This window comes from Ascidiaceihabitans sp., assembly GCF_039986515.1.
Taxonomy (GTDB): Bacteria; Pseudomonadota; Alphaproteobacteria; order Rhodobacterales; family Rhodobacteraceae; genus Ascidiaceihabitans.
Map to the genome: position 1 here is coordinate 253,301 of NZ_JBDWQO010000014.1, position 20,717 is coordinate 274,017.

Here is a 20,717-nt window from a genome sequence, read left to right on the forward strand (position 1 = left end):
ATCTCCTTCAAGGGGATGGTGCGGCAAGCCGCACCTTACGGTTTTTACTTTTATTGCAGTGCAAAAGCGCGGATCCTTCACACGCGCTTCATGTCGTATGCGCCACGCACACCTGTGCCGTATCGTTGCAACGCGCCGTCTTCGCCAACCGCGTTGGGACGTTGGAAAATCCAGTTCTGCCATGCCGTCAGACGGCCAAAAATGCGGGTTTCCATTGTTTCGGGACCAGCAAAACGCAGATTGGCTTCCATGCCGGTCATGGCGTCGGGGCTGAAACTGGCACGTTCTTCCATGAACAGGCGGACTTCATCCTCCCAGTCGATGTCGTCGTATGCGTAGGTGACAAGGCCAAGGGCTTCTGCGTCTTGGGCCAACAATGGCGCAGCCAGCTGCGCCTTACAGGCGTCAACGTCATCCGGGCTGCCCAAAAACCGCGTTTGCAAACGGGTTAAATCGTTGCTCATCGGATATGTTCCAAAGTTGCCCGATGTCAGCATGATAGTCGCCTCGGAGCGATCGTCGTCGTCAAATTCCTCCAGCATCATGTAGCTGCGGTCCACCGACCACAAAAGTTCGGCCAAGGGACCAGCAAAGCAACTGCCGTGTTCAACAATCGCCACCAGAGATCGGGACGTTACATCGACGCGCTTTAGAACCCGCTTCCAATAGTGCAGCACTTCATTGGCCAGCCAGTGGTCGCCATTGTCGAGCAAAAGCGCTTCATGTGCGGCGACACGGACCGGATCACCAACAGTTTGAAACGCGATCAAACCCAGCTCCAACTCATTGAACCTTAGGTGTAAAATCGCATCGTCAAGTTCGCGGGCGCACCGCAGAAGCCATGCCTGTGCACCCAAAGCAGAGAATGCGCCCATATCGGTCGGTGCATCATCCGTTGGACCATGTATCGTGACCGTCGCACGGTGGGCCGCCCGATCAAGGGCAACAGAAACCGTTGAATAGGTCAAAGCTGTTTCCGAAATCTCGCGCTGCAGTGGCGGCAATGCGATGCCTGTTGCGGCTCCGGCCTTGGACGGGCCCGCCGCCAATTCGGCAGCGCGCATTTCAACCCCTTCGTCAAATTTGGAGTTGGCAAAAACCTCATCCACAAGGCCCCACTCTACGGCGCGTTTGCCTTTCACACCTTCTTCAACGGAACAAAAGACATCCGCCCGATCACGCCGTACTTTCCGCTTGTCGGTGACCCGTGTCAGCCCGCCGGTACCCGGTAAAACCGCCAACAACGGCACTTCAGGCAAAGACACAGACGATGCGCTGTCATCGGTCAGCATCAAGTGGTTGCATGCCAACGCCAATTCGTATCCGCCACCCGCACAGGCCCCCTTTATCGCGCAAATGTAGTTCTGATCGCTGTCAGCCAAGGCCGCTTCGTAAGTGTTGCGCGTTTCATTTGTGAATTTACAAAAGTTGACCTTATGGCTGTGCGCAGCCCCGCCCAACATGCGAATATTTGCGCCGGCACAAAACACTTTGTCTTTGCCCGATTGCAATACAACAACCTTCACTTCAGGGTGTTCAAACCGCATACGCTGCACCACATCTGCCAATTCGATGTCGACACCCAGATCGTAGGAATTGAGCTTGAGCTGGTAGCCCTCAAACAGACCTGCGTTTTCATCCACATCCATAAACAGATTGGCAATCGGGCCGTCATATTCGACCCTCCAATGCCGATATTGGCTTGGATCTGTTTGAAAATCGATACGCTTTGTCATGGGCCGCCTTCCGCACAAACCTGTATTTTGAGAAATATAGTACAACAGATCAGTGCAATACGGCACTTGGAGATGCCAAAACTGCCACTTTTATGCATTTTAAAGCATTATTTGCTAATCGTTACTCTGGTTTGATGAACCCAAGATGCAATCATTTGCACATCCAACCCCAGAATCGTGCCTGCGTGCCCTTTCAAAAGCGCATCAACCATATCGCACAGCCGCAACACGGCGTTTGGCTTTCCCATACGGTGTTTCAAGCGGGCATTGGCAAGCTGGATGATGGCTTGCGTCACATCCCGTTCAGGCGATGGATCCGGCAAAGCCAACCAAACGGCTTCCAGTACTTCGTGGCATTCCCAAAAGTAGCCAGCTTGCAGATATTTGAGCCCCACTGACCATGCTTGTGTGTCTTGGATGGCAGCGTCCGACACAACTGACGCTTTTATATCATCAAACCACCCTTCGGGGTGCCGTGCATTTTGTCCCGGCACATACGCATGCGAAGGCCAAGGGACGGTGTCAGACAATGGGCGACGGCGCTTGCTCAAACGCCTGCAGTCGCGTGCAAAATTCGGTGATGGCGGACAGGGTGACATCTGGCGCTTCAAATTGGGGCATGTGGCCAATGCCATCCAAAAGCAGCGTTTCAAGAGGCGCATAGATGCGATCTTCGATTTCTGTGATTTGATCCAACGACCCGTAGGCATCGTCGGATCCTTGAATAGCCAACACAGGAATACGCCAATGGTCGATTGAATCCGCAATGTTCCACCGAACCTGATCGGGGTGCGTCCAACGGTCATGCCAGCCAAAAAACGCAACATCAGGGTCAGCGTGATGGCGCGCCATTTTCTCGCGCAATCCACCAGTTTCATACGCCGTCCGCACCGACGACATATGCGCCAAGCCGCGTGGGTCCGCAAAGAAATGCGGCGCAATCAACACCAAGCCACGAACACGCATGTCAGACACAGAGCCCGCGTAAATAGCGCAGATCGAAGCGCCTTCGCTGTGGCCCATCAACACGCAGGACCCAACACCCAAAGCATTCAACACGGTGCCCAGAACATCTTTGGCTTCACGATCCGCATAATCCATTGGCCGTGGAAGCGGCACAGTCGATGACTGCCCGTAACCGGCACGCGAATATGCCACAACGCCCCAGCCTGTTGCAGCTGCCAAGCGTTCCGGCAGGTCGCGCCAAAGGCTCAGACTGCCCAGACCTTCGTGCAACATCACAAGTGTGGGTGTCTGATCCGGGGTGGGCCCGAAACAGGCGTATTCGAGGTCTGCGTCACCGATATGCAGGCGTGCGTCTGGCGCCGAGGTCCAAGGGGCTGTCATTGAATATCCTCGCGCAGTTTAAAGCGCTGGATTTTACCGGTCGCCGTTTTTGGCAAATCGTCCACCACCTCGACCCAACGCGGGTATTTCCATTTGCCAATCTTGTTTTTGACGTGGGTTTTTAACATTTCGCCGATCCCGTCAGCGGACACGCCGCTGTTCAACACAACAAAGGCCTTGGGCTTTTCCAGCCCGTCCGCGTCTTTGTGTGCGACGACAGCGGCCTCCAACACATCGGCATGGGCCACTATGGCAGATTCTACCTCGAAGGGTGACACCCAAATGCCGGACACTTTGAACATGTCGTCAGTGCGCCCGCAGTACACAAACAGCCCGTCTTCGCGGCGTTCATATTTGTCACCCGTGTGGGTCCACACCCCTTCAAACGTGGCGCGGGATTTGTCGCGCTGGTTCCAATACCCGCCCGCCGAGGATGCGCCATTCACCAAGAGTTCGCCGACCTCTCCTGTCGTGACATCCACGCCTGCATCATCGACAAGCCGCACCTCATACCCCGGAACAGGAAGACCGGAGGTGCCATAGATCACATTCCCCGGTGCGTTGCTTAAAAAGATGTGCAGCATCTCTGTAGATCCGACCCCATCCAAGATGTCGATGTTCATCATGGCCGTCCATCGCTGTCCAACATCCGCAGGCAAAGCTTCACCCGCCGACGCACATAATCGCAGTGGCGCGATGGCCGGGCCGTGCGCATCCATGTAGGCCAGCATCGCCGCATACAGCGTAGGCACACCAAAGAAAATCGTCGGAGTTTCCGTGTTCAAAATGTCAACGACCACGTCAGGCGTAGGCCGCCCTGCGAACAGAACGGTGGTGGCACCGGCAGACATCGGAAAGCTCATTGCATTGCCCAAACCATAGGCGAAAAAGAACTTTGCTGCCGAATATACCGTGTCGGTTTCGCGGATACCAAGCACTTGGGCGCCGTAGGTGTCGCAGGTGGCTTTCAACGCAGAATGGACGTGATGCACGCCTTTTGGCGCACCCGTAGATCCCGATGAATACAGCCAGAACGCAGTTTCATCGTCGCTGGCGTCGAACGCGCGTTCAGGGCGGGCATCTTGCATGAAAGTGTCAAAGCTTGTGGTGCCTTTTGCTGCGTTTCCAATCACGACCACATGCCGCAAATAGGGATTGTCCGCCAGTATAGGAGCAACGGTGTCAAAAAGTACGTCAGACACAAACAAGATCGTCGCCCGCGCATCGCGCAGAATCGCATCGTAGATCGGGGCGGTTAGTAAGGTGTTCAACGGAACAGGGATCACCCCGCGCTTGATGGCCCCCCAAAATATTTGCGGGAATTCGATCGTGTCCAGCACCAGCATCGCGGCCCTGTCTTCGGGGGTGATGCCTGCACGGTTGAACGCCCCAGCTGCAATGTCAGACTGTGCCGCCAGTGCGCCATAGGTCAGGCTGCGCCCCGTTCCGTATTCGCGAAACACAACCTTGTCGCCACGCCCTTCTTCGACGTGCCTGTCTACAAAGTACACTGCGGCATTGGCCATGGCTGCGTTCTCCCCCAACGTGGCTATAACATGCATTATCCTGCAATCAGGATATTTTCCTCGCAAACACTAATCCAAATAATGCATTTTAATGCAGTGTGTTTGCTAGGGTATCAGGAACAACGTGATTGCCGGAAACGCGACCAAAATAATCACACGCACAATGTCAGACCCTACAAAGAACATAACCGCTTTGTAGGTTTCGGTAATGCGCGTTTCACGGTCCATCGCGTTGATGATGAAAAGGTTCATACCCACGGGCGGTGTGATCAATCCGACCTCGACAACGATCAGAACAAGAATACCGAACCAGATGGCGACATGTTCGGGGCTCATTCCGAAGTCCATCGCGGAAATCACCGGAAAGAAGATCGGCACTGTCAGCAAAATCATCGACAAGCTGTCCATGACACAACCAAAGATCATGTAAAATGCCAAGATGATGGCCAACACAACCCAAGGGCTTAGCCCAAGGTCCAGCACGTAATCCGCCAGATACTGAGGCACGCCAGACAGCGCCAAAAACCCGTTGTAGAACCCCGCGCCCAGCACGATGAAAAAGATCATAGCGGTGGTTTTCCCAGTGCCCAACAACGATTCTTTAAACGCATGCCATTTCAAATTGCCAGACATCCACGCCACCAGCCCGGTGCCGGCGGCGCCAATGGCCGATCCTTCTGTGGGGGTGAACCAGCCCGCATAGATGCCGCCCACAACCAGTCCAAAAATAGCAAGAACAGGCCATGTGTTGCCAAGCGCCTTCCAACGTTCAGCCATGGGCACAGGCGGGCGTGTGCCAGCAGATCCGGGGAACAATCGCACATAGATCGAGATTGTTAGAATATATCCAACGGCGGCCAAAACGCCCGGCGCGAAGGCCGCAAGGAACAGTTTGGCAATGTTTTGTTCCGTAATGATTGCGTAAATCACCAAAATCACGGATGGCGGGATCAGGATGCCCAACGTCCCACCGGCGGCCAGAGTTGCGGTGGAAAACCCACCGGAATAGCCATAGCGGCGCAGCTCTGGCAAAGCGACTTTGCCCATGGTGGCGGCTGTGGCCAAAGATGATCCGCAAATCGCCCCGAAACCGGCGCAGGCGCCGACTGCCGCCATAGCAACACCGCCCTTGCGGTGTCCAAGAAAGCTTTCTGCCGCTTTGAACAGCGATGTGGACATGCCCGAAAGGGTCGCGAATTGCCCCATCAACAAGAACAATGGAATGATCGACAGCGAATAGCTGGAAAAAGTCGTGTAGGTTTCGGATTTCAGCTTGGACAGAAGCGGCGTTGGATTGCCGTTCATCGCGAAATACCACCCCCCGATGCCACATAGGAACATCGCAAGGCCAATGGGCGCGCGCAGAAAGATCAGCACCAAAAGCACAGGAAAGGACCAGAACCCAAGTTCCAGCCGCGACATATCCGCGAACGGCAAAAGATCAAGAAATGCGGTCATATCAATTCTCTGGCAGCAACGTGCGACCTGTTGTGGCCTCACCCACGCGTAAAATCGCGCAATAGATGGCTGTTAAACATGCCACGCAGGCGGCGGTGAAGCTGGCGGCATACGACCACCAAACGGGCATTTGCAGGAAAAAAGTCGTTTCACCATTCCCGATGTAGCGTTGCATGCCTTCATACAAGCGCCATGAAATGAAGATGATCGTGACGCTTAGCACAACTTCCCAAAACGCGCGCAGCATCCGCAAAGCGCGCGGCGGCAAAGCGGATGTAAACACATCCACAGTCGCATGGGCGTTATACAGCTGGCAGATCGGAAAAAATGCAAAAATCGCAAAAGCGACACCGGATTCAAGCAATTCATAACTGCCGTTTATTTCCCCAACACCCATTTCGATCACGCGATTTGCAAAGCCACCCAAGATCGAAGTTGCAAAATCGGAGTGCATGAATTTGTTCAGAGATCGCCCGACAATAGACAATGTCGTCAGCACGATAATTGCAATCAGGACAAACCCACCAATGATGGCGGTGATACGGGCAAGAGATCGGAAGAAAGTATGCATGACGTCGCCTGATGTTACGCAAAACCGCGGCGCAGGTCACGCGCCGCGGTTATTGGTGTTGGCTTTGATTTACTCGGCTGAGTATTTTGCGATCAAGGCACGGGCCTCGTCGATCAACGCTTGGCCATCTTTGCCTTTGGCGTCCATATCCGCGACCCACTCTTCATAGATAGGTTCCGCGGCATCGCGCCATGCCTGAACAGCGTCGCCCTCAACGGTTACGATGTTGTTGCCACGCGCAACAGCTGCGTCCCGCGCCGGACCGTCTGCACCTTGCTGGGTGGTGCCCGCAAAGACAGAGAACTCCAGACCAGAGTTGTCGTCGATCACCTTTTGCAAATCAGCAGGCAGGCTTTCGTAACGGTCTTTGTTCATCGCCAAAACAAAGGTCAGAGTGTAAAGCGACACACCGGAAAATTCTGTGTGGTTGCTAACCAATTCTGGCACTTTCAACGCAGCGGTGACTTCCCATGGGATTGTTGTGCCATCGATCACGCCTTTGGACAGCCCTTCAGGCACAGCTGGTACAGGCATACCGACAGGGGTTGCGCCCAGCTTGTTCAGGAACGTGTTGACAGACCGCGACCCACCGCGAATTTTCAGACCCGCCATATCGGCTGGTGTCTTCACTTCTTTGTTGGTGTGCAACATGCCCGGACCATGCACCCATGTGCCAAGAATATGCACATCGCTGAATTCGGTGTCTTTCATGTGGGTTTCGAACATTTCCCAATAGGCGCGGCTGACAGGGCCTGCGCCTGCTTCCGTCATCATGAACGGCAGTTCGAACACTTCTGTGGACGGGTAGCGGCCCGGTGAATACCCGACAACTGTCCACACAACATCGGCCACGCCATCGATGGCTTGGTCCATCAATTCAGGGGGCTTACCGCCCAACTGCATGGACGGATAACGGTCCACTTTGATGCGCCCGCCAGAGGCTTCTTCAACGTTGTCGGCCCAAACATCCAACACCAGCTTCGGCACATTGGCTTGCGCTGGCAGGAAATGGTGCAGTGACAATGTCACCTCCTGAGCGGCCGCGGACGTGGCACCGAACCCCATTGCAAGTGCCGCGGCCCCTGCCAAATGCAGAAACGATTTCCGAGTAAGTGACATGTTTTATTTCCCTTTTCTTCATTCATGCGCCGCTTTGGGCATCATTATTCTGTAAGTGTTAAGTGAGATGGACGGCACTGTCACCCGCATTTGCAACTGTCTTTTGATCCGGCGCATCACAATGCATTCGGAGGCATTTTGACGGGGCGGCTTGGTTCTTGCCCTCAAATCGCTCGGAAACTGCATTGAACAGTCTATTTTAGACGTATTGACCCAAAAGCAAACACCGCTGACACAGGTTTGCATCTGCATCGATGCGACTTGTGGTTGCGTCACGACAGAGGATGGAAGACATTCAGCAAGGATGGGGTCCGGATACGGGCGGGACAGCTTAGTGCAAAGCCAACATGAATTTCATGGCAAGGCTATGGTGCGGCATAGAAATATGAAAGTACGTGGGGACAGAATGTCTGACACTGATGATTTGATTTTTGTAGGTATTGGAGCGTCTGCTGGTGGTTTGGAAGCTGCGTCATTGTTGGTGCAAAATCTGCCAATTTCGGCAAATGCAGTGTATGTCATGGCGCAGCACATGTCGCCGACACACAAAAGCTTGCTGACGTCATTGATTTCTCGTGAGACCAAACTGCCCGTGGTCGAATTGAAAGATGAAATCACCCCGGAACCCAACACAATCTACATCACACCGCCAAATCTTGATGTGATGGTCGAGAACGGCAAAATCAGCCTACACAATCCCAGCGGCCATCCCGCAACGCCCAAACCGTCGGCGGATCGCTTGTTCAAAAGCATCGCAGCAGATTGCGGGGTTCGTTGCGTGGGGATCGTATTGTCCGGCACAGGCACCGACGGATCCTATGGCGTGCAAGCCATCCGCGAATCTGGTGGCATCACGATTGCGCAGGACACTGCCTCCGCCAAATATGACGGCATGCCCGCATCTGCCATTGAAACAGGCTGCGTTGATTTGACGCTGACACCTGCACAAATGGGCCAGCATCTGGAGAAAATCCTGTCGGTTCCACGCGATTTTGATGCGTTGCGTCACATCAACGACCAACCGAACCGGTTGTCGGAACTGCTGCAGATCCTACTGGCCCGCACGCGCATCGATTTTCGCGATTACAAAGACAACACCGTCAATCGCAGGATCAATCGCCGTATGGTGGCTTTGGGCATCGACGACTACGAAAGCTACGTGCAGCATTGCCGGACTTCGTTGGAAGAAGTTGACGCATTGCACCGCGATTTGCTGATTTCTGTGACGCGCTTTTTCCGCGATCCCAGACAGTTTGAACAGTTGGCCGAAGAAGTCAGAACTTTGGCCCGCAATCGTCAACGCCAGCAATTGCGCATCTGGGTTGCGGGATGTGCGACCGGCGAAGAAGCCTATTCACTGGCCATCCTGATATCCGAAGCGCTGGGTGGGCCCGAGGTGCTGGAAAAAAATTCTGTCCAGATTTTTGCCACAGACATCGACGAACGCGCTTTGGAAGTTGCACGCAAAGGCGTGTACCCGATCACCGCCGCGCAAGACATTCCACCCCAGTATCTGGAACGCTATTTCACAACCACGGGCGGCAATCTGGTGGTGTCGCCCGAAATTCGCGCCATCACGTTGTTCTCGAAACATAACATTTTTCAGGACCCCCCCTTTATCAATGTCGATCTGATCACACTGCGCAACGTCCTGATCTACTTTAACGCGCTGTTGCAGGAAAGGGTTCTCAACCGGATACATTACGCCCTCAGCTCTGGCGGGTTGTTGTTTCTGGGCACTTCAGAAACTGTCGGGGCGCTGGATGTCCAGTTTGAAGCCCGCGCAGGAGCAGACAAAATCTATTCCAAGCGTAATTTGGCACGACGTGACGGGGTCGCGGGCTTTATGGACCAGCGCCGGCTTGGCAGCTCGATCGCGCAAGCCAATTCGCAAACCAAAGCAACAAACGCCGCCGTGTCGGAGGCCGAAATCCAGATGTTTGACGCACTGGCAAAATCCGTGGCACCCAACGGCTTTATCGCCATGCAAAACAGCAACATTGTGCGTGTCTTCGGGGACATCACCCCGATCATGCAGCTGACAGAAGACACGACACTGACGTTGAACACCCGTATTCTGCGTGCCGGGCTGCGCGACGAAGCACCCAGTCTGATTTCGATGGCGGCCAAAGCGAAAATCGCGCGTGGCGGGCGGTGGCACAAAATTGCAGGGCTGGATTTCAACGAGGTCCGTTTGGTGTGCTATCCGATCATCAACCCCAATGGCGAAAACCACTTTTTGATGGCTATGGTCACCCGCACCGAAACGGACACCGAAACCATCGTGGAGTCTTTGTCTGACAAGGAACGCACAAAATACATTCTGCAAATCGAAAACGAAATGCAGTCGACACGTGAAGCGCTTCAGCAAACGGTGGAGGAGTTGCAGACCTCTAACGAAGAATTGCAGGCCGTAAACGAAGAAATGCAGTCCACCAATGAAGAATTGCAATCAACCAACGAAGAACTGGAAACCTCAAACGAGGAATTGCAATCAACCAACGAAGAGCTGATCACCGTTAACGAAGAAATGCAGATCAATTCAAGCGAATTGCAAAGTGTGACGATTGAATTGTCTGCTGTACTGAACAGCACCCCCTACCCTGTTTTGGTGGTGGATCAGGCGCTTATCATTCGCCGCGCGTCAACCCAGGCTTTGGAGTTCTTCGAGATCGAAGAATTGCCTCAAACCGGCATGCACCTTTCATTGTGTCGTTTGCCCGACGGCTTTCCGAGCATCACAAAAAGCGCCAGCGAAGTATTCAGACTGCGCGAGCCTTTGACTGTACCGGTCGAAGAAGATGGTAAAAAATTGCGTATGGACTACGCGCCGCTCTCTGACAGCATGGGCACAATGCTGGGGATGACATTGTCTATTATCAGGCTGGACTAGCCACCGCCGGTTCCCTGCGATTGGCTGCCCCGCATCCTATGCATTTGGGGCGGGCCCGTTGTCGTTTGTTTTAACGAAAGTAAACGTCGCGCACGTTGCTTTTACCATTCTCAAAGCAAGCTCAGGCAAAACTTTCGCATCTTGTTCATAAGTGCAGCGACACCATGCGATCCAATATTTCCAAGTATACAAAGGTTTGTGCGCATCTATGCCAGCACAAATGTACGGTTTTAACAAAAGTTTGCCAATCGAGGATATGCGTTAAAAAAATACACCAATCCCGTGCAATCGGTAACTCTTTGTTAACATTCATTTGGAAAAAAGACGTACGGAAAAGGGGATGTAACACGTGACGGCTTTAGCTCAAACCAGCTCATTTGCGATCACTCTCATCGAAGACATTGCAACACAGCAATACGTTGTACGCGCAGTCGATGTGAACGCAAAACAGTTCAACCACCGGGTGTCCTTCAAGCAAAACGAACGTATCGAAGATGTGTTTAACAGCGTTCTTGTTGAAACAATTACGACGCTTTTGTCCCGTATCAATCAAGAAAACATAGTGTTTTCCAATCCAGATAAAATCATTGAGACACAGGGACTTATCCTGGGCAGATTGCGTATGCTGGTAACGCAATCATCAGAAGGGATACGCAATGTCATTATTCGGTTTGCGCATTTTATTGGCCATTTCCAAAATGCATTCACTGCACGTTTTGGGTTTGATTCTGCACTAGAAGATCAAAAACGTGTGGCGGAGACAGCCCTGTTTCTGGACATCTCCAGCCCCATCCTGAACATCATCAGCGCGTTAACTGAAAGTGCCCTGCCCGATGGTTCAAAAGTATCGCTGGAAACACGCTTGAAACAATTACATCTGGATACTGAGGAATTCCGCTTTTATCTGGAACTTTTGCGTCGTCATGCCATCCAGAGCGCCGATGGGCCGCTGCACAGCGTGACACCGCACAGACAACGCATCAACTCGGCGGTGTAATTAGCCCTTAGGATCATAGCCCTACAGCGCGGCGACCACCAATATCTCAACCAAAAAACCAGGTCGCGCCAGTTTCGCTTCGCCGCAAGCGCGCGCCGGGGCATGCCCTTTTGGCACCCAAGCATCCCAGACCTCGTTCATCGCCTCGAAGTCCGCCATGTCAGCCAGCCAAATCGTCGTTTGCAAAATGTTGCTTTTGGATGTGCCCGCTTCGGCCAGCAATGCATCCACCTTATCCAGACATTGCTGCGTTTGATCCGCAACGCTGTCGTCCAGAGTACCGACCTGCCCTGACAAGTAGACGACGCCGTTGTGCGTAACGATCTGGCTCATGCGCTGATTTGTGTGCTGGCGTGTTATCGACATAGTGATGCTCCTGTTGCTTGACCCTTTGTGTAAACCATCACACCCTGCCCGCAAAGGGAGACACAATCCATGATCAAACTGTACAGTTGGACCACCCCGAACGGTCGCAAAGTATCAATCGCGTTGGAAGAAATGGGACTTTCCTACGAATCACTTCCCGTGAACATCGGCAAGGACGAGCAGTTTGCGCCATCCTTTCTGAAAATCAGCCCCAACAATCGCATCCCTGCCATCGTCGACGGTGATGTCACCCTTTTTGAAAGCGGGGCAATATTGATGTATCTGGCACAAAAGTCAGGCAAGTTCATACCAGACTATGGAAGTGAGCAATACTGGAAGATGATGCAGTGGTTGATGTGGCAAATGGGCGGGTTTGGCCCGATGCTGGGTCAGGCGCATCATTTCCTAAAATACAACGCCGGCACGTCTGCCTATGCCGAGCAACGTTTTCATTCAGAGGCCAAACGCCTGTACGGCGTTCTGGACCGTCACCTTGCGCAATCCCCCTACATTATTGACACCCTTAGCATTGCGGATTTTGCCATTTGGCCATGGGCATCACGTTTTGAGTGGCATCAGATAGATCTGAATGCGTTCCAGCATGTCAAACGCTGGTACTTGGAACTGGCCGCCCGGCCCGGGTTTCAGCGCGGCTACAAGCAGCCTTTGGACGCTGGTGATGTGCCTTTGGTTTAAGTTGCATGGGGGCGCTGCCCCCAAACCCCCGGGATATTTTTAGCGAAAAGAAGACCAACGGCACGAGAAGTTTGGACTTTGGTGCGAGATACAGACCGAACGCACGTGTCGTCCCCTCAAATGGGCATCATTTCACAAAGTAGCCAGTAAGAGGAAAGTGGTGGACTCAGCGTAACGGCAAAGCCGGTGCGCGTCAGTCGGGCCACATACAGCTACACAGTCAAACCAAGATCTAAGTTAGGAAAAGTGGTGGCGTGGGGGAGACTTGAACTCCCGACCTATCGATTATGAGTCGATCGCTCTAACCAACTGAGCTACCGCGCCTTCGGGCCGTGAATTATGAGACAAGGGCGCAGTCGTCAACCCTCAAATCACTTCAATTTTCCCGCACAGCGTCAATCATGCGCTGAACATTGTCTGGATCGGCGTCTGGCGTGATGCCGTGACCCAGATTGAAGATGTGTGGCCCCTTCGAAAACGCCTTAACAATGGCCTTCGTTTCATCCACCAGCGCTTGTCCGCCAGTGACCATATGGGACGATGCCAGGTTGCCTTGTACGCAGCCGTCGACCTGCACATGCGCGGCCCCCCAGTCTGCAGACACAGAATTGTCCAGCGCCACACAGTCCACACCAGTCGCTTTGGCAAACCCGATGTATCCGTCACCCGCTTCGCGTGGGAACCCGATGACGGGGATGTTTGGGTGCTTGGCTTTAAGGGCCGACGTGATTTTACGCGCAGGTTCAAGAGAATACTTCTTGAACGCATCCCCTGCCAGGGACCCAGCCCAACTGTCGAAGATTTTCACAACTTCAGCGCCGGCTTCAATCTGCGCCAGCAAATAATGAATTGTGGCTTCGGTGATCTTGTCCAGCAATGCCTCGAAGACAGCGACATCGTTTTGCATCAGCGCATGCGCCGGACCTTGATCCGGTGTGCCACGCCCGGCAATCATGTACGTTGCAACAGTCCAAGGCGCACCTGCAAAGCCGATCAACGTCGTGTCCGACGGCAATGCACGCGACAATATTTTCACTGTCTCGTAAATGGGATTCAGAGTTTCATGGATGTTGTCCACCGACCCCAACTTATCAAAATCTGCTTGGGAGGTGATGGTCGACAATCGCGGCCCTTCGCCTGTCACAAACCATAGATCCGCGCCAAGCGCCTGGGGAATCAACAAAATGTCCGCAAAGAGAATAGCCGCGTCGAACCCATAGCGTCGGATAGGTTGCAAAGTAACTTCGGCGGCCAGATCTGGATTGTAACACAGCGACAAGAAATCCCCGGCCTGTGCACGCGTCGCTTTGTACTCGGGCAGATAGCGCCCCGCCTGACGCATCATCCAGATCGGTGGCGTCGGCAATGTCTCACCAGCCAGAGCGCGCAAAATAGTTTTGGTGGGGGCCATTGTCTTATCCTTCGTTTCCGTAGCATCTTGTCGATAACGCTTGACCCTTTGTTGTCAACACATCACCAGTTGTCAATCTAAGTTGACACAATTAGGCTGCGACATATGACTGTGCATCTTCCGACCCCCGCCTCCCCTTTAAACATTGGCACACGCGGCTCTCCGCTGGCATTGGCGCAGGCCTATGAAACCCGCAGCAGGCTGATGGATGCGTTCGATTTGCCGCAGGAGGCTTTCGAAATCGTGATCATCAAAGTGACAGGGGACATGATTCAGGACCGCGCTTTGAAGGAGATCGGCGGCAAGGGTCTGTTTACGCGCGAGATCGAAGAGGATTTGTTGGGAGGCAAAATCGATATAGCCGTCCATTCCATGAAAGATATGCCAACCATCCAACCCGACGGGCTGTTGCTAGACACGTACTTGCCGCGTGAAGATGTGCGCGATGCCTTTATTTCCCCCACTCTCAGCGGCATTTCCGAACTGGCCACAGGCGCTGTCGTTGGCACGTCCAGTCTGCGCCGCAAGGCACAACTGTTGAACCGCCGCCCCGACCTGAATGTCGTCGAGTTTCGCGGCAACGTGCAAACACGGTTGAAGAAATTGGCGGATGGTGTGGCGGAATGCACCTTTCTGGCCTGCGCGGGACTAAACCGCCTGAGTATGGACCAGGTGCCAGCAACCCCTGTTGAAACCAACGATATGTTGCCGGCAATCGCTCAGGGCGCCATCGGAATAGAACGCCGCTTGGAAGATGCACGAATGGAGCACATGCTGGCCGCCCTGCACCATACGCCAACGGGTCAACGATTGGCTGCAGAACGGGCGTTTCTGAAACGTCTGGACGGGTCCTGCGAAACCCCCATTGCAGGCCTTGCGGTGCTGGAAGGCGATCAACTGCGTTTGCGCGGCGAAGTCCTGCGCCCTGATGGAACAGAGGCCATCGGCGGTGAGCGTATCGGCCCCATCGACAGCGGTGAAAAAATGGGAATTGCATTGGCAGAAGAGCTTCTGGACCGCGCAGGCGACGGCTTTTTCGACTGGCATTAACCGGTAATTGGTCGGCAGAACCCGCGCAGCGTCACTTGGCATTTGCCTTGACGGATCGTGGTTCCATCTGAAACGCTGATCGTATGACACCTGGAAAAGCATATCTAAGCAGCGATGAAATCCGCCCTTTGGCTGCACGATCCGATGGAATGGGACTGTGGCTGGTCCTGCATTGTTGGGGCGTGATCTTTGGCGCTGTTGCGGTTTTTGCAGTTTTCCCCAACGTGCTGACTGGTATTTTGGCCGTTATCATCATTGGCTCACGCCAGTTGGGACTTGCCATTTTGATGCACGAAGCGGCCCATGTCGCCTTGTTCAAAACCCGTCGTTGGAACGAATTTGCGGGCGAATGGATATGCGGACGCCCGATCATGGCAGAGATGTTCGCCTATCGTCACTATCACCTTAATCACCATCGGTTCACCCAAACCGACAAAGACCCTGATCTAGCGCTATCTGCCAAATTTCCCGCCAGTCACGCTTCGATCAAACGCAAGTTTATTCGGGACCTGACCGGCCAGACAGGTGTGAAGTTGCTGATGGCACAGATCATGACCCATGTGCGGCTTGCCGGCGACGATGAGGCCATGGATGCCGCCAAAACCGACGCTGCGCAGGCATTCAAATCAACGGACCTCGTCAAGTCGTTGGTGATGTTTTCAAGCGTCGCGTTGCTTATGAGCCTTGCAGGCGCGTGGTGGTACGGGCTGGTCTTTTGGGTGCTTCCCTATCTGACGTGGTTCCAATTCGTTTTGCGGGTGCGCAACATCGCAGAACATGCCGCCACAGAGACGTCCGATGATCCGTTTCAAAACGTGCGAACAACCCATGCCAACTGGATCGAGCGGGCATTGGTTGCCCCCTATTGGGTGAATTATCATCTGGAACACCACATGATCATGCACGTCCCATGCTGGCAGTTGCCAAAGATGCACACAGCTTTGCTGGGAAAAGGCTTGGGGCACCGAATGAAAACGGCACCCAGCTATGCGGCGGCCCTCGCAGAGGCAGGCTGGGGACGCACTTGACCCGTTTCCTGACGTCTGGGGATGCGGAAAATGCCTGCGCCTTACTGGCCCATCTTATGCCCGACATCGCAGCACCGACTGCATTTGCAACGCTGATAGATCACCCCGGCACCTTCGTTGCAGGGGCGCATGCCGGTGGTGACCTGATTGCAATGGCAACGCTACACCTTATGCCAAATATGACCCAAGGCGGACGTCCATACGGGGTGATCGAAAATGTGGTGACGCATCCGGACCATCGCGGAAAAGGCCACATGCGGGGCGTGATGGCGCATCTGCACAGGCAAGCCTGGCAGGCCAATGCCTATAAAATCATGCTGATGACGGGACGAGATACCGGGGCCAAAGGGTTTTACGAAAAGCTGGGGTATTCAGCAGACCAGAAGCACGGGATGCAGATCAGACAGGTGCCGCCGCGCACGACACAGTCGAAATAGCGGGATGGTGGGCGGGGCGTCTTGAGCGGCTGCTCAAGCGCGCCGCATCACCAGACCAACCGGGCTTAAATCCACTTTGCCAACGGCGGTAAGCTCATCAACACAGCATTGGCGTCGTGGCCTGTTTCCAAACCAAACTTGGTTCCACGGTCATAGACCAGATTATATTCCGCATAGAGCCCGCGATGCACCAATTGTGCGTCTTTGTCGGCCTCTGACCAATCCTGAACACGGCGTTTTTCAACCAAAGGCAAGTATGCCGGCAAAAAGGCACGGCCGATGTCTTGGGTTAACGCCAAATCAGCCTCCCAATCTCCTGTGCAATGATCATCCATAAAGATGCCGCCCACGCCACGGGCGCGGTGGCGGTGGGGAATATAAAAATACTCGTCCGCCCATTCCTTGAGGCGAGGATAAAGATCCCCCCCATGTGGGTCCAAATGCGCCTTTTGTTGCGCATGAAAATGCGCCGTATCCTCATCGTATTCGATGCACGGGTTCAGATCAGACCCACCGCCGAACCACCAGGCATAAGGCGTCCAGAACATGCGCGTGTTCATATGAACGGCAGGCGCATGGGGGTTTTGCATATGGGCGACCAATGAAATCCCCGAAGCCCAAAAGCGCGGATCGTCTTTCATGCCGGGAATGCCCTTTCGGGCCGCCATTGCATTTTGGGCACGTGCACCCAAAGTGCCATAAACAGTCGAGATATTGACGCCGACCTTTTCGAACACACGCCCGCCCCGCATGACGCTCATAAGGCCACCACCAGCATCACTGCCATCGTCGGATGTCCGTTTGGTTTCGGTCACTTCAAATGCACCGGGATCGGCATCTGCCAATGGGCCTTCGGAATGAGACGCTTCCAGATCTTCAAACGCGGCAACAATCTGGTTACGCAAATCGCGAAACCAGTCAGCAGCGCGCACCTTTTGGGAATCAAACGTGTCAGTCATGGAAAGCTCCGAAAAATATCTTGAAAGTGTCTTGTTTGGTTGACACTTTTCTAAACCAGAAAACAGGCCGATGAAAAGGTTTAGTGTGCAGGTGCTGCCACAGGATCAAGAAGGCTGCGGCCGCCGTCCACCGTGACGGTTTCGCCTGTCATGAAGCCCGATCCGTCAGAGCACAAGAACTGCACCGCATCCACCAATTCACCGGGGCTGGCAATCCGACCAAGGGGCGTGTGGTCTTCGATATCTTCGCGCCATTCACGATGCTCCATCACAGAAGACTTCAAAGACGCCGACATCACCGATCCAAAGGCTACCGCATTCACGCGGATACGATGCGGGGCCAGCGACAATGCCATAGACCGCGTCATCTGTTCCATTGCAGCAGAGGCAATCGAATACCCCATCAACTGAGGCTGGGACCGATGCGCCGCAATAGACGACAGATTGACGATGGCGCCAGCGGGCCGGTCGTTTTCCCCGTCCGATTGCTTGATCATGCGCTTGGCCACTTGCTGGGTCAAACGCAGGGCCGTCATCATGTTTTGCTCCAGCAGCACAGCCACGGAATCGTCTTCGACGTCCATAGGATCGGTCGTCATGACCTGACGTGACGCATTCACCAGCACATCCACCCGATCAAAGGCATCAATGGTGGCGGAAATCAGATTGGCGATGGTCAGTCGTTGCCGCAAATCACCGGCAAAGTAGCGCATATTGCCTTCGTCCAGCGCTTCGCCCAACTCTGCTTTCAAACGCGCTTCGTCCATGTCGGCACAGACAACATTGGCCCCGCGGTCCGCAAAATCACGGGCAATCGACAGGCCAATGCCATTGGCGGCCCCCGTCACGATCACAGTCTTGCCTTGAATGCTAAATGACATGCAGGTGTCCTTTATCGGGTCCAGATGAACAGCGGTTTAGCTGCGTTTTTTCTTGGGGCGCAGCGCGTGCACCAATTTGAACCGTGCATCGCCGCCCAAATCAACGATTTTCACAAAATGATCTGACAGGCTGTCTTCATAAGGTAGATGCCGGTTGGCCACCATCCAAAGACTGCCCGAAGGGGCAAGCATCCGCGCAGCCGCTGCAATAAAAGCACGACCCAACGCAGGATCAGCTGCACGCCCGGTGTGAAATGGCGGGTTCATGACAACGGCATCCACACGGTCCTGTGCGGCCCACGTGGTCGCATCTGCCCAATGATAGCGGGCACGCGGATCCGTGACATTGCGTTTCGCACATTCCAGCGCCATGTGATTGGCTTCCACCAGATGCACGGCATCCACAGCATCACGTGTCAGGATATGGGCCGACAAAAACCCCCAGCCGGCGCCAAGATCGACAACAGTCTTCCCAAGATTCTGCGGCAAGGCTTCCGCCAACATCGCCGACGCCACATCCACACCGTCTGCGGAAAACACCCCCGGCGCGGTCCAAAAACCACCCTCCGTCAACGCAGGACCCGCAGCCCAATCGGCCAGATCAGGGGCCGTGTTCATCCAGTAAAGCTTACCGTGCGCCTTGTTGATGGGGCCGCTGACGTCACCGCGTTTGCGCAAAGCCTTTAAAACCGCGTCCGCACCGTCAGTTTTTTGACCGTCCACAATCACTGGCCCATCCGTGACAGCAGCGGCCTGCGCGATCAATGCATAGGCTTCGGCCTTGGCACGCGGCAAACACACAATGCTTGCCACATAGCGATCCTGACACGTGACACCGCAATCATATCCCACGACATCAAACGCATCATACAATGGTTTTGAAGGTTGGATAATATGCACACGGCCCTGATCCAAAGCGCCCAAATCCGCACCCTCTGTGGGATGGAACACCGCGATACGGCCCACATCAGGCACGGCCAAACCGCCCCCGTTCAAGGCCAAAGGCAAACGCGCACCTAACATGTGATTATTCTTCTTTTTCCATAGTGCATTGCAGTGGATGCTGATGCCGCCGCGCAAAATCCATGACCTGACCGACCTTGGTTTCGGCGATCTCATGGCTGAACACACCTACAACAGCCAGCCCCTTTTTATGCACCACCAGCATAATTTCAAAAGCTTGGGCATGGTTCAGACCAAAGAAGCGTTCCAGAATGTGAACGACAAACTCCATCGGCGTATAGTCGTCATTCAACAACATCACCTTATACAGCGGCGGGCGCTTGGTCTTCGGCTTGGTCTCGGTGATGACAGATGTATCGCCATCATCATCCGAAGAATTTGCCATCATCGTCGCATCAAAGTGCATGACCGCCCCGTTCTGTCTGGTGTCAGAGAATCTACTTAGTGTACTAGGATGCGTTATATAACGTGCTTGAGGCGCGAGAAAAGGGGCCAGACCATTTCATGACGCACAGCATCACGACAATTGCCTTCGACGCAGACGACACCCTGTGGCACAACGAACGGTTTTTCAAACTGACCCAAGACCACTTTGCATCGCTTTTGGCTGACTATGTCGAGGGGCCCGATCTGATGGGGCGCCTTCTGGAAGCAGAGCGGCGCAACATCCTGCACTATGGTTTCGGGATCAAGGGTTTTGTATTGTCGATGATCGAAACGGCGTTGGACATCACCGACGGGCGGGTCCCACAACACGTTATCCGTGATCTGGTCGAGACCGGTAAAGAGATGCTGGCGCACCCCATAGAATTGCTGCCACATGCCCGCGAGGCGGTGGAAATCGCCAAAGTGTTCGGACGTGTGTTGATCATCACCAAAGGGGATTTGTTGCACCAAGAACGCAAAGTAGCACAATCGGGGCTTGGCGAATTGTTTGATGGTGTCGAAATCGTCTCTGACAAAGTGGCAAAAACATACACCCGTATTTTTGACGCTGTGGGCGATGGCGCGGCGCGGGGCATGATGATTGGCAATTCCATGAAGTCCGATGTGCGCCCGATGATCGATGCCGGGGGATGGGGTGTCTTCGTGCCGCACGATCTGTCTTGGGACATAGAGCATGCAGAAGAACCAACCGACCACCCGCGCTTTCGCAAAATCGACGACCTAGGACAATTGCCGGACTTGCTGTCTGACCTCAGCAAAACAGGGTGACCCAACAAGATGTCTTTTTCCTCAAAAATCCCGGGGGCAGACGCAGCACGCAGTGGGGGCTGGT

The 20,717-nt window shown here is 54.1% G+C and carries 20 protein-coding genes and 1 tRNA gene; 7 read left to right on the plus strand and 14 right to left on the minus strand.

What is annotated here, in order from left to right:
- Positions 1–77: 77 nt before the first annotated feature.
- From boxC to ABJL60_RS13675, 7 genes are all read right to left on the minus strand, one after another.
- Complete coding sequence (boxC, locus tag ABJL60_RS13645) at positions 78–1,736, minus strand: 2,3-epoxybenzoyl-CoA dihydrolase (RefSeq protein ID WP_348375939.1); 1,659 nt, start codon at positions 1,734–1,736, stop codon at positions 78–80.
- A 107-nt stretch (positions 1,737–1,843) separates the two neighbouring features.
- Positions 1,844–2,266, minus strand: coding sequence for a DUF309 domain-containing protein (locus ABJL60_RS13650; RefSeq protein ID WP_348375940.1), 423 nt, complete (start codon positions 2,264–2,266; stop codon positions 1,844–1,846).
- Complete coding sequence (locus tag ABJL60_RS13655; RefSeq protein WP_348375941.1) at positions 2,259–3,083, minus strand: alpha/beta hydrolase; 825 nt, start codon at positions 3,081–3,083, stop codon at positions 2,259–2,261. The genes ABJL60_RS13650 and ABJL60_RS13655 overlap by 8 nt, the downstream gene beginning before the upstream one ends.
- Positions 3,080–4,609 carry a benzoate-CoA ligase family protein gene (locus ABJL60_RS13660; protein WP_348375942.1) on the minus strand — a complete coding sequence of 510 codons (1,530 nt, stop codon included), beginning with the start codon at positions 4,607–4,609 and terminating at the stop codon, positions 3,080–3,082. Before ABJL60_RS13660 ends, ABJL60_RS13655 begins: the two co-directional genes overlap by 4 nt.
- Before the next feature lie 105 nt (positions 4,610–4,714).
- Positions 4,715–6,031, minus strand: coding sequence for a TRAP transporter large permease (locus ABJL60_RS13665; RefSeq protein ID WP_348290760.1), 1,317 nt, complete (start codon positions 6,029–6,031; stop codon positions 4,715–4,717).
- A gap of 37 nt (positions 6,032–6,068) precedes the next feature.
- A complete protein-coding gene (locus tag ABJL60_RS13670) occupies positions 6,069–6,638 on the minus strand; it encodes a TRAP transporter small permease (protein ID WP_348375943.1) in 570 nt (189 codons plus the stop codon).
- Positions 6,639–6,707: 69 nt separating this feature from the next.
- On the minus strand, positions 6,708–7,757 hold the full coding sequence (locus tag ABJL60_RS13675; protein WP_348290697.1) for a TRAP transporter substrate-binding protein: 1,050 nt from the start codon (positions 7,755–7,757) through the stop codon (positions 6,708–6,710).
- Between the two features lie 406 nt (positions 7,758–8,163).
- On the opposite strand from ABJL60_RS13675, the gene ABJL60_RS13680 reads away from it, so the two are divergent.
- Together ABJL60_RS13680 and ABJL60_RS13685 are read left to right on the plus strand one after the other, a co-directional pair.
- Positions 8,164–10,650 carry a CheR family methyltransferase gene (locus tag ABJL60_RS13680; RefSeq protein ID WP_348375944.1) on the plus strand — a complete coding sequence of 829 codons (2,487 nt, stop codon included), beginning with the start codon at positions 8,164–8,166 and terminating at the stop codon, positions 10,648–10,650.
- 349 nt (positions 10,651–10,999) lie between these two features.
- On the plus strand, positions 11,000–11,647 hold the full coding sequence (locus ABJL60_RS13685) for a hypothetical protein (RefSeq protein WP_348375945.1): 648 nt from the start codon (positions 11,000–11,002) through the stop codon (positions 11,645–11,647).
- A 21-nt stretch (positions 11,648–11,668) separates the two neighbouring features.
- Here ABJL60_RS13685 and ABJL60_RS13690 read toward each other — a convergent pair whose 3' ends face one another.
- Positions 11,669–12,013 (minus strand): RidA family protein, encoded by a 345-nt coding sequence (locus ABJL60_RS13690; RefSeq protein ID WP_348375946.1) that lies wholly within the window; start codon positions 12,011–12,013, stop codon positions 11,669–11,671.
- A gap of 69 nt (positions 12,014–12,082) precedes the next feature.
- Here ABJL60_RS13690 and ABJL60_RS13695 point away from each other — a divergent pair, with 69 nt between their 5' ends.
- Positions 12,083–12,709 carry a glutathione S-transferase N-terminal domain-containing protein gene (locus ABJL60_RS13695; RefSeq protein WP_348290707.1) on the plus strand — a complete coding sequence of 209 codons (627 nt, stop codon included), beginning with the start codon at positions 12,083–12,085 and terminating at the stop codon, positions 12,707–12,709.
- Between the two features lie 247 nt (positions 12,710–12,956).
- On the opposite strand, the gene ABJL60_RS13700 is transcribed toward ABJL60_RS13695, so the two are convergent.
- Positions 12,957–13,033: transfer RNA gene (locus tag ABJL60_RS13700), tRNA-Met, on the minus strand.
- 52 nt (positions 13,034–13,085) lie between these two features.
- Positions 13,086–14,120, minus strand: coding sequence for a uroporphyrinogen decarboxylase (gene hemE, locus ABJL60_RS13705; RefSeq protein WP_348375947.1), 1,035 nt, complete (start codon positions 14,118–14,120; stop codon positions 13,086–13,088).
- Positions 14,121–14,225: 105 nt separating this feature from the next.
- On the opposite strand from hemE, the gene hemC reads away from it, so the two are divergent.
- From hemC to ABJL60_RS13720, 3 genes are all read left to right on the plus strand, one after another.
- Positions 14,226–15,170: a hydroxymethylbilane synthase gene (hemC, locus tag ABJL60_RS13710; RefSeq protein WP_348375948.1), complete on the plus strand. Its 945-nt coding sequence runs from the start codon at positions 14,226–14,228 to the stop codon at positions 15,168–15,170.
- An 83-nt stretch (positions 15,171–15,253) separates the two neighbouring features.
- Positions 15,254–16,198, plus strand: a complete 945-nt coding sequence (locus ABJL60_RS13715) for a fatty acid desaturase family protein (protein ID WP_348290713.1) — start codon at positions 15,254–15,256, stop codon at positions 16,196–16,198.
- Complete coding sequence (locus ABJL60_RS13720; protein ID WP_348375949.1) at positions 16,195–16,635, plus strand: GNAT family N-acetyltransferase; 441 nt, start codon at positions 16,195–16,197, stop codon at positions 16,633–16,635. The genes ABJL60_RS13715 and ABJL60_RS13720 overlap by 4 nt, the downstream gene beginning before the upstream one ends.
- A gap of 65 nt (positions 16,636–16,700) precedes the next feature.
- Here the strand turns inward: ABJL60_RS13720 and hemF are convergent, their stop codons facing one another.
- The 4 genes from hemF to clpS form a co-directional block, all read right to left on the minus strand.
- Positions 16,701–17,594 (minus strand): oxygen-dependent coproporphyrinogen oxidase, encoded by an 894-nt coding sequence (hemF, locus tag ABJL60_RS13725; protein WP_348375950.1) that lies wholly within the window; start codon positions 17,592–17,594, stop codon positions 16,701–16,703.
- 80 nt (positions 17,595–17,674) lie between these two features.
- Positions 17,675–18,475 carry an SDR family oxidoreductase gene (locus ABJL60_RS13730; RefSeq protein ID WP_348290716.1) on the minus strand — a complete coding sequence of 267 codons (801 nt, stop codon included), beginning with the start codon at positions 18,473–18,475 and terminating at the stop codon, positions 17,675–17,677.
- A 36-nt stretch (positions 18,476–18,511) separates the two neighbouring features.
- Positions 18,512–19,498 carry a methyltransferase gene (locus ABJL60_RS13735; protein ID WP_348375951.1) on the minus strand — a complete coding sequence of 329 codons (987 nt, stop codon included), beginning with the start codon at positions 19,496–19,498 and terminating at the stop codon, positions 18,512–18,514.
- Positions 19,499–19,502: 4 nt separating this feature from the next.
- Entirely contained in the window at positions 19,503–19,844 is a 342-nt protein-coding gene (gene clpS, locus ABJL60_RS13740; protein ID WP_108827216.1) for an ATP-dependent Clp protease adapter ClpS, read from the minus strand.
- Positions 19,845–19,942: 98 nt separating this feature from the next.
- Between clpS and ABJL60_RS13745 the strand changes: the two genes are divergently transcribed.
- Positions 19,943–20,653, plus strand: a complete 711-nt coding sequence (locus ABJL60_RS13745) for an HAD family hydrolase (protein ID WP_348290718.1) — start codon at positions 19,943–19,945, stop codon at positions 20,651–20,653.
- Positions 20,654–20,717 lie beyond the last annotated feature (64 nt).

Excerpts from the sequence above, each read along its gene's own strand:
- boxC (WP_348375939.1), bottom strand. The coding sequence starts at position 1,736 with ATGACAAAGCGTATCGATTTTCAAACAGATCCAAGCCAATATCGGCAT.
- ABJL60_RS13655 (WP_348375941.1), bottom strand. The coding sequence starts at position 3,083 with ATGACAGCCCCTTGGACCTCGGCGCCAGACGCACGCCTGCATATCGGT.
- ABJL60_RS13660 (WP_348375942.1), bottom strand. The coding sequence starts at position 4,609 with ATGGCCAATGCCGCAGTGTACTTTGTAGACAGGCACGTCGAAGAAGGG.
- ABJL60_RS13665 (WP_348290760.1), bottom strand. The coding sequence starts at position 6,031 with ATGTCGCGGCTGGAACTTGGGTTCTGGTCCTTTCCTGTGCTTTTGGTG.
- ABJL60_RS13670 (WP_348375943.1), bottom strand. The coding sequence starts at position 6,638 with ATGCATACTTTCTTCCGATCTCTTGCCCGTATCACCGCCATCATTGGT.
- ABJL60_RS13675 (WP_348290697.1), bottom strand. The coding sequence starts at position 7,757 with ATGTCACTTACTCGGAAATCGTTTCTGCATTTGGCAGGGGCCGCGGCA.
- ABJL60_RS13680 (WP_348375944.1), top strand. The coding sequence starts at position 8,164 with ATGTCTGACACTGATGATTTGATTTTTGTAGGTATTGGAGCGTCTGCT.
- ABJL60_RS13690 (WP_348375946.1), bottom strand. The coding sequence starts at position 12,013 with ATGTCGATAACACGCCAGCACACAAATCAGCGCATGAGCCAGATCGTT.
- ABJL60_RS13695 (WP_348290707.1), top strand. The coding sequence starts at position 12,083 with ATGATCAAACTGTACAGTTGGACCACCCCGAACGGTCGCAAAGTATCA.
- hemE (WP_348375947.1), bottom strand. The coding sequence starts at position 14,120 with ATGGCCCCCACCAAAACTATTTTGCGCGCTCTGGCTGGTGAGACATTG.
- hemC (WP_348375948.1), top strand. The coding sequence starts at position 14,226 with ATGACTGTGCATCTTCCGACCCCCGCCTCCCCTTTAAACATTGGCACA.
- ABJL60_RS13715 (WP_348290713.1), top strand. The coding sequence starts at position 15,254 with ATGACACCTGGAAAAGCATATCTAAGCAGCGATGAAATCCGCCCTTTG.
- hemF (WP_348375950.1), bottom strand. The coding sequence starts at position 17,594 with ATGACTGACACGTTTGATTCCCAAAAGGTGCGCGCTGCTGACTGGTTT.
- ABJL60_RS13730 (WP_348290716.1), bottom strand. The coding sequence starts at position 18,475 with ATGTCATTTAGCATTCAAGGCAAGACTGTGATCGTGACGGGGGCCGCC.
- ABJL60_RS13735 (WP_348375951.1), bottom strand. The coding sequence starts at position 19,498 with ATGTTAGGTGCGCGTTTGCCTTTGGCCTTGAACGGGGGCGGTTTGGCC.
- clpS (WP_108827216.1), bottom strand. The coding sequence starts at position 19,844 with ATGCACTTTGATGCGACGATGATGGCAAATTCTTCGGATGATGATGGC.
- ABJL60_RS13745 (WP_348290718.1), top strand. The coding sequence starts at position 19,943 with ATGACGCACAGCATCACGACAATTGCCTTCGACGCAGACGACACCCTG.